This window comes from Streptomyces sp. NPDC096048, from assembly GCF_044763415.1.
Taxonomy (GTDB): domain Bacteria; phylum Actinomycetota; class Actinomycetes; order Streptomycetales; family Streptomycetaceae; genus Streptomyces.
The window spans coordinates 22,217-35,449 of sequence record NZ_JBIWGG010000017.1; the positions used below are offsets into that span (position 1 = coordinate 22,217).

The following is a 13,233-nucleotide window of genomic DNA, read 5'->3' on the forward strand; positions in this document are numbered from 1 at the left end:
GCCTTGTACGACGCGAGGGAGAGCAAGTGACCGACCGGGCCGGTTCCGCGCATCCCGTCCTGCCACTGGTGGGGCGGGCCGAGCACCTGGAGGCCCTGGCCGAGCACGCCGAGGCCGCCCGGACCGGACAGCCGCGCCTGGTGCTCCTGGACGGCCCGGCAGGAGCGGGCAAGACCACCCTGCTGCGCGCCGCCCTGGCCGCCGACGGCCCCTTCGCCGATATGACCGTCCTGCACGGCTCCTGCCGTGCCGTAGCGGCCGCCACCGGCTACAGCGGCGTGCGCGCCCTGTTCGGCCCGCTCGGCCTGACCGGCCGCAGGGCCCGCACCTCCGCCCTGCTGGACGGTGGCGCCCGGCACGCCCTGCCCGCCCTCACGGCCACGCCCCAGGAGGACGACGCCCCGCCCGACGACGCCTTCTCGGTACTGCAGGGCCTGTACTGGCTGGCTGCCGGCCTCATGGCCGACGGCCGTCCCCTCGTCCTCGTCCTGGACGACGTCCACTGGTGCGACGAACGCTCCCTGCGCTGGCTGGACTTCATGCTGCGCCGGGCCGACGGCCTGCCGCTGCTCGTGGTGGCCGCCCACCGCACCGAGGCCGATCCCGCCGCCCCCGACGCGCTCGCCGACCTGGTCGCCCACCACCTGCCGGCGCAGCTGCGCCTCGGCCCGTTGGACACTCGGCAGGTGGCCGAACTGACCGGCCTGGTCTTCCCCGCTCACCAGCCCCGGCCGGCGTTCGTCGGCCGTCTGGCGGCCGTGACCGGCGGCAACCCCCTGCGGGTCGTACACCTGTTGAGCGATCTGCGCTCGAGCGGACTCGGCCCCGACGACGCGGGAGAACGCCGGATCGCCGAGATCGGCGGACGGGCCGTCACCGCCTCCGTGCACCGGATGCTGGAGCACCAGCCGGACTGGGTGGGCCGGGCAGCCCGAGCCCTGGCCGTGCTCGGCGACGAGGACACCGCCTATCTCGCCACCCTGGCCGGGCTGTCCGCCCTGCACGTCGAGGAGGCCGTGGACATATTGCGGCACGCCGGTCTGGTCCGCGCCGGAAGCCGGGAATTCATCCACGACCTGGTGGGCGCCGCGGTCCGCGACACCGGCGGCGAGGCCGGGACGGCCGAGCTGCGCCTGCGCGCCGCCCGGCTGCTCAGCGACATCGGACGCCCGCCCGAGGAGAGCGCCGCGCAGCTGCTGCTGGTGCCGGACGCCAAGGACCCCTGGGCCCTGGCCGTGCTGCGCGCCGCCGCCACCCAGGCCGAACACCGGGGCGCCCCCGAAGCAGCCGCCCGCTACCTGCAACGCGTGCGCGAGGCCGAACCGGACGACCCCGCCCTGCTGACCCGACTGGCCAAGGCACTGGCGGAGACCGACCCAGAGCGCTCACTGAGCCTGCTGCACGAGGCGCACGCCCTGACCACCGACGCGCGCGTCCGCACCACCACGGCGATCCAGCTCGCCCTGACCTGTCTGAGCACGCAGCGGTCCCCCCAGGGCGTCCAGGTCCTCACCGAGGCCTTGGACGCCCTCGACGCCGAAGCGGGACCCGCGCCGGACCCCGCCCAACGGGAACTGCGTACCCTCGCGGAGTCGGTCCTGCTCATCGTCGGCGCCGACGAGAAGTCGACCTTCCCCCAGGCACTGCGCCGGGCCACCCGGACCACCGAGCCGCCCGGCGACACTCCCGCCCAGCGCCAGCAGCTCGCCATGCTGAGCGTGCTCACCGCGGCGGACGGGGGCCGCGCCGCGGACAGCGCCCGCCGGGCCCGCCGGGCGCTGCGCACCCCGGACGCACCGCTGGGGACCTGGTCGCTGCTGCCCGCCTCGCTCGCCCTGTACCTGGCCGAGGAGGACCGGGCCGCCGACGAGGCGCTGGAGACGGTGCTGAGTGACAGCCGCGAGAAGGCCGCGATGTGGACGTACGCGCTGGCGCTCTCCACCCGGGCGCTGTTCCGGCTGGAGAACGGCGCGCTCGCGGACTGCGCGGCGGACGCGCGGACGGCGCTGGAGATCCTCGGCCGGGAACGCTGGGGCGACACCGCCACCATGGCGCACACCGCCCACACGTCGGCCCTCGTCGCACGGGGCGAGGTGGTCCGTGCCGAGGAGGCGCTCGCGGCGATCAAACGCCCCGGTCTCGACCGCTTCGTATGGGAGTACCACTGGTATCTGATGGCACGGGGCCGACTCAAACTGGCTCGCGGCGACCTGGACGGCGCGCTGGAGACGTTCTCGGCGTGCGGTGAGTCGATGGAGCAGGCGGGACTCACCAACCCCGTGTTCGCCCCCTGGTGGCTGGAGGCCGCCTGCCTCCTGGGCGGACTCGGCCGCACCGCGGAAGCGCGGGAGTTCGCCGAGCGGGGCGCCGGGCGCAGCGAGCGGTGGGGGACCCGGCGCGCCCTCGGGTACGCCGCCCTGGCCCGCGGCGCGAGCACGCCCGGTGCCGCCGCGGTGGAACCGCTGCGGGAGGCGGTGGCCCTGCTGCGGTCCTCTCCGGCCCGCGGCCACGAGGCCCGCGCCTCGCTGATGCTGGGGCGCGCACTGTTGGCGGCAGGGCATGCGCGGGAGGCGCGGCAGCACCTGCGCGAGGCGGTCGCACTGGCCAGGCGATGCGGCTGCGTGGCCCTCGCCCGGCAGGCGAGGGAGGGTCTGATGGCGGCCGGCGGGCGGATGCGGGAGATCACATCGTCCCCGCTGGACATGCTGACGGACACGGAGCGCACGGTGGCCGGTCTGGTCGCCGCAGGAGCCGGCAACAGGGAGGTTGCCCAGTCCCTCTTCGTCACCGTACGTACCGTCGAACTCCACCTGACCAGCGTCTACCGCAAGTTGGGAGTGCGCCGGCGTGTCGACCTGCGCGCCGTCCTGCGAGCGGACGAGGCCTCCTCCCGGCGGCCGGAGACGACAGATGAACAGTCAGGCAACGGATGAACAAAACGGTCGACGGACGAACCACCGGTCCGACGGAAATATAAGATCACGACATGGCGCCCCCTGACCTGCCACTGCTCGAACGCGACCGTGAGCAAGCGGTTCTCTCTGCCGTGATCGGTGAACTCCGCTCCGGCCGTCCCGCCCTGGTCACCGTGACGGGAGAGCCCGGACTGGGGCAGAACGAGTTGTTGCGCTGGGCCGCCGATCAGGCGAGGAAAAGGCGGGTGCACGTACTCAGCGCCCGTGCCACTCCCGCCGAGCACGAACTGCGCTACGGGGTGGTCGCCCAGCTCCTCGCCTCCCACGACCGCGACTTGGCCTCCCGCCTCTTCGTGACCTCGCAACGCCCCGGGGGTCTGCCCGGCCTCAACCACCTGCTCACCGCCTGCCGTGACCGGCCCGCCCTTCTCGTGGTGCACGACGTCCAGTGGCTCGACCCGGCGTCCCTGCGCTGGCTGGAGGCCTTGGTCCGCCGCCTGCCCAGGGCTCCCGTCGCCCTGCTCACCAGCACCACCGGCACCGCCATCGACCGGCCCGAGTGGAGTGTGGGCACACCGCTGACCGGCCTCGCCAGCACCATCGAACTCGCGCTGCCGCCCCTCACGGCCGGCGGCGTGGCCGCCGCCGTGCGCGCCGTCTGCGGCTTCGGCGACCCCGCCTTCACCGAGTCCCTGGCCGAAACGACCCGAGGCGTCCCGGCCATCGTCCACGAGGTCCTGCGCCGTTTCGCCCGCACCGGCCGCGCACCTCGCGCCGAGCACGTCGAACACCTGCGCGCCCTGACCGCCGAAGTGGTCGGCGACCACGCCGCCCGGGCCCTGAGTGAACTGCGCGACCCGGTCGCCGTCGACGTCCTGCGCGCGCTCGCCGTCTGCGGGGACCTGCTCGACTTCCCGCTGGTCTGCACGCTCGTCGGCCCGCACCCCGTGCCCGAGACCCGGCTGCGCGCCACCCTCAGGGCCAGCGGTCTGCTCACCGGCCGCGGCGGATCACTGGGCGAGCACGACGGCGTGGTGCGTGCCCGGATCCTGGAGGAGATGCCCGCCGACGCCCGCGCCGACCTCTACGCGCGCGCCGCCCGGCTCGCCCAGCGGGTCGCCGTGGCCGACCAGGGCATCGCCGAACTGCTGTTGCAGGCCCGCCCCGTGGGAGAGCCCTGGGCCGTGGACACCCTGCGCCGGGGCTTCACCGCCGCGCTGCGCAGCGGCCGGCGAGACCGGGCCACCGCCTACCTCGCCCGGGCCCTGGACGAGCCCCTCCCGGCCGGGGAGCGGGCCCGCGTGGAACTGCAGCTGGCCTCGGTGCAGATGGTCACCGCCCCCGCGGCCGCCGAGCGTCGCCTGCACGGCCTCGTCCGCTCCGCGGACACCCGCGAGGGTCTGCGCTCCCAGGCCGTCGACCTGTGCCTCCTCGGCGGCGACACCCGCGCCGTGCGCCTCGCCCGGCCCGCCGCCCCCGGCACGCTCCGCACGGCCGCCGCGGCGCGCGCTCCCGCCGGCGCCGTGCCCCGCTCCGGTCAGCGACTCGATCCCATCGACGCTGACAACGATGCCATCACCGGCGAGCGGGATGAGCTGATCGCCCTCCTGCGGGTCGCCCGGTTCCTGCGCCACGACGAGTCCTGCCTGGACGTCCATCCCGCGCCCCCCTTGCCCGAGCACTCTTCCAGCCCTGCCGTCGCCGGGGTGCGGGCCTGGGAACACGCCGTGGCCGGCGTCCATCTCGAAGCATCCCGCCAACTGGCCAGAGCGGCCTTCGCACCCGATCCCAGCGGCCGTCCTCCGCTCGTGACGCCCCGCCTGTTCGCGTGCCGGGCCCTCTTCCTCACCGACGACGGCGACGAGGCCGAGGCCCATCTCGCCACCCTCCTCAACGAGGCGCACCGGCAACGCGCCGCCATAGCCATCGCCCACGTCCTGGCCGTCCGCGCCGACCTGCACATCCGGCACGGCCGTCCGGACGCGGCCGCCCGAGACCTGGCCGCCGCCGAGGCGGAGCTGCCGCTCGCCCGGCTCCACCCGCTGTTCGTGCCCTACTGGGCCTCGCTCAATCTGGTCGCGGACCTCCTGAACGGCCGTGCCGACCGGGCCCGCGAGGTCGCCGCCCGACCCGTCCCGTCCCTCGCCGAGGAGTGCGCCACCAGCGCCTATCTGCTCTTCGCCCGTGGCGTGCTGGCCCGTTCCGAGGACGACCCGCACCGGGCGCGCGCCTTCTTCCGCGCCTGCGGAAGGTGGATGCTGCACTACGGCTGCGTCAACCCGGCGGTGCTGCCGTGGCGCTCCCTCGCGGCCGAGGCCGCCCACGCCCTCGGTGACGACGAGGAGGCCCTGCGGCTGTCCCGCGAGGAACTGCGGCTCGCCGCCCGCTGGGGCACCCGCAGCGCCCTGGGCCGCGCGGAACTCGGCCTGGCGGTGGTGATCGGGGAGAACCGTGCCGAACACTTCCGCGCCGCCGTGGCCACCCTCAGCGAATCACCGGCGCGTACCGCCTACACCCGTGCCGTGCTCGAACTGGCCTCGGCGGAGAGCGCGGAGGCCGAGCGAAGAACCACCCTGGCTCTCACCTCCCGGGCCGCCCCCACGGCCGGTGACATCGCTCCCGGCCGGCTCGCCGGCCTCCCCCAGGGGGCGCCCGCGCCGACCGCCGTGCCCCCGGGCCGGGGGACACCCGCTTTACACGGCGCGGCGCCGCGCGTCCGGCAGCGCCCGAAGGCCGGCTGGCCCGCCCTGAGCCCCGCCGAACACGAGACCGCCGTCCTCGCCGCCCGAGGTCTGGGCAACCGGGAGATCGCCGCCGCCCTGTCGGTGACCACCCGCGCGGTGGAACTGCGCCTCAGCGGCGTCTACCGCAAGCTCCGCATCCGAGGACGTGACGAACTGCGCGCACTGAGCCACGGACCGGAGGGCGGCTGACCCATGCTGCTGGAACGCAACACCGAGATCACCCTCGTCGACGCCGCACTGGGCGCCGCCGCCGAAGGACGGTCCTCCCTCGTGGTGGTCACCGGGCCCCTCGGCATCGGCCGCTCGGCGCTGCTCCAGCGCCTGTCCGTGGTCGGTGCCGGTCACGAAGACGTCCGGGTGCTGCGCGCCAACGCCGCGCCCATGGAGCAGGACTTCGCCTTCGGCGTCGTACGGCAGCTCTTCGAGCCCCTGCTGAGCGACTCACCTCAGGACGTACGCGCCCGCTGGATGGACGCTCACGCCTCCTTCGCCCGGCACGTCCTGGCCGACGACGCCGCCTCGCCCGGAGCCGACCAGGCGATCGCCGCCACCGAAGCCGTCCTGCACGGACTGTTCTCGCTGCTGGCCAACGTCAGCGTCGACAGCAGGCTCCTCGTCCTCGTCGACGACCTCCATTGGTCCGACGTGCCCTCGCTGCGCTGGCTCGCCTTCCTGGCCAAACGGTTGCACGGGCTGCGGGCCGTGGTGGTCTGCGCCATGCGTGACGGCGACCCCCGCACCAACCACTCCCTGATCCGCGAGCTGCGGGAGGCCGCCACCCAGACCCTGCGGCCCGCCTCCCTGAGCCTGGAGGCCGCCCGTACCCTGGTGCGGGACCGCTTCGGCGAACCGGGCGACGAGGAATTCGTCCAAGCCTGCCACGAAGCCTCCGCGGGGAACCCCCTGTTCCTGATGTCGACCCTGGCGGGCACCGAGCTGCTCGGCCGCCGCCCGCAGGCCGAACACGCCGATGTCACCCGTGGGTTGAGCCCGTCCCAGCTCCGGGAGCACATCGCCAGCAGCCTGCGTACCCAGCCGGCACCCGTACGCGATCTCGCGGCCGCCATCGCCACCCTCGGCGAACAGGGTGACGTCGCCACCCTTACCCGCCTGGCCAAACTGGACAGCGCCGGCTACTCCGGCGCCCTGCGCGCCCTGAGCGCCCTGGGCATGCTCACCTCCGCGCACGAACCGCGCTTCACCCACCGCGCCGTCGGCGACGCCGTCGAGTCCACCCTGACCATGGACCAGCGCGAGCGGCTGCACGACGAGGCCGCCGCTCTCCTCTACGTCTCCGGCAGCCCCGCCGAACAGGTCGCCGCCCAGCTCATGGCCGTCGTCACCCGGCACCAGCCCTGGGCCGTCGACGTCCTGAGGGCCGCCGCCGACACCGCCCTGCGCCGGGGCGCCCCCGACGCGGCCGCCCGCTACCTGCGGCGAGCCCTGCTGGACAGCCCCGCCGACGGCATCACGCGCGCCCGTCTCCTGGTCGAACTCGGCACCGCGGAGAGGGACTTCGACCCCCTTGCCTGCGAACGCCACATCGCCCAGGCCATGACCCTGCTGACCGAACCGCGGGACCGCGCCGTGGCCGCGCTGCGGATCTCACCCACCCCGCTCGGCCCCACCCCGCTCACCGTCGTCGACCTCCTGCGCCAGGCGGCCGAGGGACTCGGCCCGGCGGCCCGGCTCACCGGCCTCGACCGCGACCTCGCGCTGCGCCTGGAGGCCCGGCTGCGGCACTGCGGCCACGAGGACCCCTTCGAGCTGACCGCGGCCGCCGAGCGGCTGAGGGAACTGGGACCCGAACCACCCGTGGACAGCGGCGCCGAGCGTGAGCTGACGATCGCCCTGCTCGGCGCCGTCACCCTCGGCTGCAAGCTGCCCGCCGCCCAGGTGGTCCGCCTGGCGAAACGCATCCTCGACCGCGAACCCGCCACCTCGGCCCGCGTCCACTCCACCCTTCCCTTGGTGATCATCACGATGATCGCCGCCGACTCGGTGGAGGCCGTGGATTCCTGGCTCGCCGTCGAGCACCGCGCCCACCAGCGGCGCGCCACCCCCGCCGACGCGCTCGCGCACATCGAGCAGGCCCTCGTCCACCTCGGTCGCGGCCGGCTCGCCCAGGCCCGCGAATGGTCCGAGACGGCGCTGGGCATGACCGAGACCGACCACGACTACCTGGGCACGGTGGCGACCATGACCCACGCCATCGTCGCCCTGGAGTCCCGCGACCCCTCCCTCGCCGAGCGCGTCCTGCGCCGGGCCGACCGGACCCGGCTCCAGGGCCTTCCCCTCACCGGCCTGCTGCGCCTGCTCGAGGCCACCGCGGAGATCACCGCGGGCGATCACACCGGCGCCCTCGACTCATTGCGGTCCTGCGGCCGTCAGATGGAGGCGGCGGGCTGGCACAACCCCGTGCTCTTCCCCTGGCGTCCGTGGACCATCAGCGTTCACAGTCGCATGGGTGACACCCGCGCAGCGCGGGTCCTGGCCGAGGAGGAGTACGCCCGTGCCGAACAGTGGGGCGCGCCGGTCGGCGTCGGCCGCGCCCTGCGGCTCCTCGGCCGACTGGAGGAAGGCGGGCGGGGCATCGCCCGGCTGCGTGAGGCGGTCACCGTCCTGCGCGGCTCCGCCAACCAGCTGGAGCTGGCCCGGGCGCTGCTCTCACTCGCCGAACGCCTGGGCGCGGGCCCCGAACCGGAGGCCCTGGCCCGGGAGGCCGCCACCCTGGCAACCGGATGCGGCGTCCCCGCGCTCGCCGAGCGGGCCCTCCGCGGCACCATGAGGACGCCCATGTACACGGTGTCGCCGGAGAGTGTCCTCACCCCGACCGAGCGCCGGGTGGCGGGACTCGCGTGCCGCGGCCTGACCAACCAGGAAATCGCGGGCGAGCTGGGCGTCAGCTGCCGTGCCATCGAAAAGCACCTCACCCACGCCTACCGGAAACTGGGCATCCCCGGACGCCGGGAACTCACCGCCCTCATTTCCCGTACGGAAAGCGGGAGTTTCCACAGGTGACTGGGCGATGAATTTGCCAGGACCCCGTCCCGAATGCCCGGGACGGGGTCCTGGCATTTCCGTTTCCCCTCGGCCGAGCGGCCTCTGCCCGGTAATCGCTTTCTGTCCGCCCCTCTTCCCGGAGCCAGGGACAGGCTCCGGGAGCACTCCACGTAACCGTGCTGTGGCCTGGAGCGATGATGCACCGCGCCGGCCCGAGGAAGCTGTCTCATTTGGCTCGATCCGGGCCGGTTTCCGCCCGCCGCGGCGGCACCGCAGGGTTCGGTGCCCGACACCGAACCCTCCCGACCGAACCCCTTCGGTGCGGAACCGTACCCACCGAAGAAGTTACCGCAGTATTAGCAGGTCAGACCTGTTTCGCGTTGACCCGTCATCGTCGGCGTTCGTAATATCCCAACGTCTTCCTTTCTGTCGCATCCTTTTTGCAAGGTCAGGCGAAAACCTGGCCCTCCCTCCTCCTAAAGCACCGATAGAAGAAGGGTTTTGAGTTCCTTGGCGCCTACCCCCCACGCCACGCTCATGGACCGCGCCCCCGTGGTCGGACCGGCCGGCACACCCGACCCGGCAGACCGCACCGACGGCTTCGACCGGACGGACGCCTACATCGCCTGCCTGGATCCCGCCCTCACCATCCAGCAGGTCAATCAGGAATTCGACCAGCGCTTCGGCGGTCCGTCCGCCAGCCTCTGCGGCCGGCATTTCTGCGATCTGATCCACCCGAGCGTCCGGCCACCGCTGATGCAGCAGTTCTCGCGCATGCTGGAGGGCAAGCGGCAGCGCTTCCTCACCGATGTCATAGCCGTCGACCAGGAGAGCACCGCCTCCTCGCTCCCGCTGCGCGCTCTGGCCGTCCAAGGCGGCCACACCCCCGACGTGGCCGCGATCCTCGTGGTGATGTCCGGCGCGGGCGAACGGATGGAGGCCGCCGAGGAGATGGCACCGCGCAAGAAGCTCTTCAGCGAGATCGACGCCCGCATCCTGGAGGGCATCGCGGCCGGAGTCTCCACCATTCCCCTCGCCGCCCGCCTCTTCCTCAGCCGCCAGGGAGTGGAGTACCACGTCAGCGGACTGCTCCGGGCGCTCAAGGTCCCCAACCGGGCCGCCCTCGTCTCCCGCGCCTACTCCATGGGCGTCCTCAAGGTCGGCACCTGGCCGCCCAAGGTGGTCGAGGAATACATCAAGTGAGCCGTACTCCACCCGGGACGCGGGGCGGCGGTGACACCGCCGCCCCGCGTCCCGCACACCCCCGTCCGCCATCCGCCCGCCACCTCACGAGCCACCTGCGACGGACCGCCGACCGTCGTGCCGGCCACGGCAGACGTGACAGGGTGACGTCGTGATCGAACTCGACGGCCGGCCCGCGGGCGAAGACGCCCTGGCGGCACTGGCTCTGACCAACTATGGACACTTCACCACCCTCTTGGCGGAGGAGGGACGAGTACGCGGCCTCGAACTCCACCTGGCGCGCCTCGTCCGTGACTGCCGGCTCCTCTTCGACACCGCACTCGACCCGGACCGCGCGCGTGCCCTGGCCCGTCGCGCCGCGCCGGCGAGCGGCCGCCGCATCGTCCGCATCACCGTGTTCGATCCGGCACTGAATCTCGCCACCATCGACGCGGACGCCCATCCACGCATCCTGGTCACGGCACGGCCGGCTCCGGAGGCGGACCCCGGACCCCTGCGGGTGCGGACCGCGGTCCACCGCCGTGACCTGCCCGAGGTGAAGTCGGTCGCCCTGGGGCCCGCTCTCCGGCTCCGCCGCCGGGCCCGGCGGGAGGGGTATGACGACGTGCTGTTCACAGGCTCCGACGGTGAAGTGCTGGAGGGCGGCACCTGGAACATCGGCCTGGTGCGCGAGGGCCGGATCGTCTGGCCGGGGGGCGACGTCCTGTCCGGCACGACCCGGCAGCTCCTGCGCCGCGCCGGGGGAGACCCCACGGAGCTGATCAGCCTCCGCGACCTGGACGAGTGCGAGGCGGCGTTCGCCACCAACGCGGCCACCGTTCTACGTCCCATCACCCGGATCGACCACAGGGAGTACCCCGCCTCACATCCCGCGATGACCCGGCTCGCGGAGACCTACCGGACGCTGCCCACCCGCACGCTCTGACCGGACGGTGCGGACGCGTCTGCGCCTCAGACCCGCCACGGCCTCCTCGCCGTGAGCCAGGACGTGGTCGACGAGTCCCAGCGGGTGTTCGAGGGGCGTCATGGGAGCAAGGAACGTCGCGTGCCGCTGGAGCAGCCGGTATGTCATCGCCGGACCGGGCGGTACGCGTCCCTCCGCGCCGGCCGGCAGGAGCGGTCGGTGGCCGTCGCCTCTTCCTGGTACGGGCCGAGGCCTCCTCGGTGCGGCCGTCGCCGACCGGCTCCGCCCACGCCGCGGCCGATGCCGAGGACCGGACCGAGGGGAGCATCCCGCTCCTCGGGCTCTCAGGCGATCACCGACCGGACACCCGCCGGTCCCCCGCGATCCGCAGGTGCGCCACCTCAGGCGGCTGAAGGCTGCCACGCCTCCCGGAACCGCGCGCGGGCGCGGTGCAGCCGGGAGCGTACGGTGCCCACCGGCAGCGACAGCACCCGGGCCATCTCCACCTCGTTGAGGCCGTAGGTGCGCAGGGTGAGGACCTGCCGGTGGGACGTGGAGAGCCGGTCGAGCACGTCGCTGATGTGGACGACGTCCAGAGGGTTGGTCTCCTGCCATGAGTCGACCCGCTGGTACGGCCCCTCCCGGCCGGTCCGCTGCACGGTGCGCACGGCCTCGCGGACCGTCACCGCACGGACCCAGCCGTAGAACGCGGCCGGTTCGCGCAGAGTCCGCAGACCGCGGTAGACGGCGAGCAGGGCCTCCTGCGTGGCGTCGGCACAGTCGTCGTGCGCGATGGACCGGCACAGCCGGGCGACGTACGGGCTGATACCGCTCAGCAGTTGGTTCATGGCCTGCTCGTCGCCCGCCTGTGCGCGCGGCAGCAGCGCCAGTGGTGTGGGTATGTCGATGACACCGCTCATGTCGGCGCGGGGCTCCTCGTGATGGCAGGTGCGATGCGGTGGGCCGCCTCAGCTCGTCGGGGCCGGGGCCGGGGCCGCGTCGGCGAAGGCGGCGAGTACCGCGCCGACCCCGTCGCGCAGGGCCCCCATGAACTCCGGGCTGTAGCAGGCGGTGAAGTGCGGGAACTCGATGGCCAGCCGCCCCTCGAAGGAGACGACGCAGGCCATCACGGGGCTGCGCCCGGCCGCCGGGAAGTACTGTTCCCGGGCAGGTACCAGCCGGATGTCGGTGGCCTCCAGACCCTCCGGCAGCCGCGGGCCGGGCACGACGCCCATGTTCGTGGCGATCACCGTCGCCAGTTGCAGCGTGGGACGGCGCGGCACCTCCGGCGTGATCCGCAGTTCCTCGGCCGGACCGTCACCCGCGACGAAATCGGCGAGCCGCTCGTGGACCGTACGGGCCACGTCCATGGGGTCCGGGTCGGTGGGCAGTGCCAGGAACTGGAGGTGAGTGGTGACGGCGGGCACCATCATCAGCGCGGGGACCGGCGGCGACAGCCGCGAGCGCAGGTCGACGGGTGAGAGGCAGCCCAGGGTGCGCGGTCCGTCGGGCAGGTGGCCGCGGGCCGTCGTCAGCAGGGCCGCGGCCACCAGGGCGTGCACCGAGACGCCGGCCGCGCGGGCGGTGCGGCGCAGCCGGCCGGTCCGCTCCGCGTCCAGCGTCAGCCTGCACACTTCGATGCGTCCCTCGACGCCGGACGGGTCGGCGACGTCGTAGGGCACCAGCTCCACCGGGTTCCGGCGCACCTCGTCGATGCGCCGCTCCAGGTGCGCGGTGGTCCGCTCCGGGTCTGCCGGGTGCAGCAACTCGCTGACCGGTCGCGGCCACCGGAGGGCGTCGCGGTCCGCGGTGTCGGGCCGCGTCCCGTCCTCGACGAGTACCCGGTAGCGGTCCCAGACCTCGTTGAGCAGGGCGATGCCGCTGTGGCCGTCGACGACGGTGTGGTCCACGGAGAGCACGAACAGGTGATCCTCCCCTTCCGGGGCGCTCACCAGCACCGCCCGGCTCATCGGCCCGCCCACGGACAGCGGCGTGTTCAGCTCCGCCGCGTACGCCTTCTCGGTGTTCCCGGTCCGGGTGGCCAGCCGAGGCCGCTCCGCCTCGTCCAGCAGCTCCAGCGCGAACCCCTCGCCGTCCGGCACGATCCGGCTCCGCAGCGACGGGTGCTCGCCGGTGACCGCGTCGAACGCGGCCGACAGGGCACCGAGATCGAGTCGGCCGCTCAGGGCGCAGGAGAGCACCGCCCGGCTCCGTTGCCCGACGTACAGCGTCTCCACCGGGCACAACGCACGACGCATCACCCAAGACCTCTTTCGTCCGCTCTCTGCTGGAAGCCGGTGCCGACGACGACTCGTCACTCGCACGGGCCAGGCACAACGTCCGAACGAGGTTGCACGGTTGAAGCCGCAGGAATCCACTCGCGGCGCGGGGTCCGGAGAAAGTCGCGTGATTCTTCTAGTTGTCGACGCCGGGACAGCGGTCCCGGCGAGCGCGTTGTCGAGGG

Annotated in this window: 7 protein-coding genes; 5 read left to right on the forward strand and 2 right to left on the reverse strand. The window is 73.6% G+C overall.

The window, feature by feature from the left end:
• The first annotated feature begins 26 nt into the window (after positions 1 to 26).
• The 5 genes from ACIQ6R_RS35015 (at position 27) to ACIQ6R_RS35035 (ending at position 10,790) form a co-directional block, all read left to right on the forward strand.
• On the forward strand, positions 27 to 2,933 hold the full coding sequence (locus tag ACIQ6R_RS35015) for an ATP-binding protein (protein ID WP_404225887.1): 2,907 nt from the start codon (positions 27 to 29) through the stop codon (positions 2,931 to 2,933).
• A 53-nt stretch (positions 2,934 to 2,986) separates the two neighbouring features.
• The gene (locus ACIQ6R_RS35020; protein WP_404225889.1) at positions 2,987 to 5,848 is read left to right on the forward strand and encodes an AAA family ATPase; all 2,862 of its coding nucleotides are present in this window, start codon (positions 2,987 to 2,989) and stop codon (positions 5,846 to 5,848) included.
• 3 nt (positions 5,849 to 5,851) lie between these two features.
• Positions 5,852 to 8,680, forward strand: coding sequence for an ATP-binding protein (locus tag ACIQ6R_RS35025; protein ID WP_404186074.1), 2,829 nt, complete (start codon positions 5,852 to 5,854; stop codon positions 8,678 to 8,680).
• Positions 8,681 to 9,172: 492 nt separating this feature from the next.
• A complete protein-coding gene (locus ACIQ6R_RS35030) occupies positions 9,173 to 9,865 on the forward strand; it encodes a PAS domain-containing protein (RefSeq protein WP_404186076.1) in 693 nt (230 codons plus the stop codon).
• A 151-nt stretch (positions 9,866 to 10,016) separates the two neighbouring features.
• A complete protein-coding gene (locus ACIQ6R_RS35035) occupies positions 10,017 to 10,790 on the forward strand; it encodes an aminotransferase class IV (RefSeq protein WP_404225891.1) in 774 nt (257 codons plus the stop codon).
• A 380-nt stretch (positions 10,791 to 11,170) separates the two neighbouring features.
• Here ACIQ6R_RS35035 and ACIQ6R_RS35040 read toward each other — a convergent pair whose 3' ends face one another.
• Positions 11,171 to 11,689: an RNA polymerase sigma factor gene (locus tag ACIQ6R_RS35040; protein WP_404225893.1), complete on the reverse strand. Its 519-nt coding sequence runs from the start codon at positions 11,687 to 11,689 to the stop codon at positions 11,171 to 11,173.
• A gap of 48 nt (positions 11,690 to 11,737) precedes the next feature.
• Positions 11,738 to 13,027, reverse strand: a complete 1,290-nt coding sequence (locus tag ACIQ6R_RS35045) for a protein kinase (protein ID WP_404225895.1) — start codon at positions 13,025 to 13,027, stop codon at positions 11,738 to 11,740.
• Between the last annotated feature and the right edge of the window lie 206 nt (positions 13,028 to 13,233).

Bases quoted from the DNA above. Each gene is read 5' to 3' on its own strand.
- ACIQ6R_RS35020 (WP_404225889.1), top strand. From the start codon at position 2,987: ATGGCGCCCCCTGACCTGCCACTGCTCGAACGCGACCGTGAGCAAGCG.
- ACIQ6R_RS35025 (WP_404186074.1), top strand. From the start codon at position 5,852: ATGCTGCTGGAACGCAACACCGAGATCACCCTCGTCGACGCCGCACTG.
- ACIQ6R_RS35040 (WP_404225893.1), bottom strand. From the start codon at position 11,689: ATGAGCGGTGTCATCGACATACCCACACCACTGGCGCTGCTGCCGCGC.
- ACIQ6R_RS35045 (WP_404225895.1), bottom strand. From the start codon at position 13,027: ATGCGTCGTGCGTTGTGCCCGGTGGAGACGCTGTACGTCGGGCAACGG.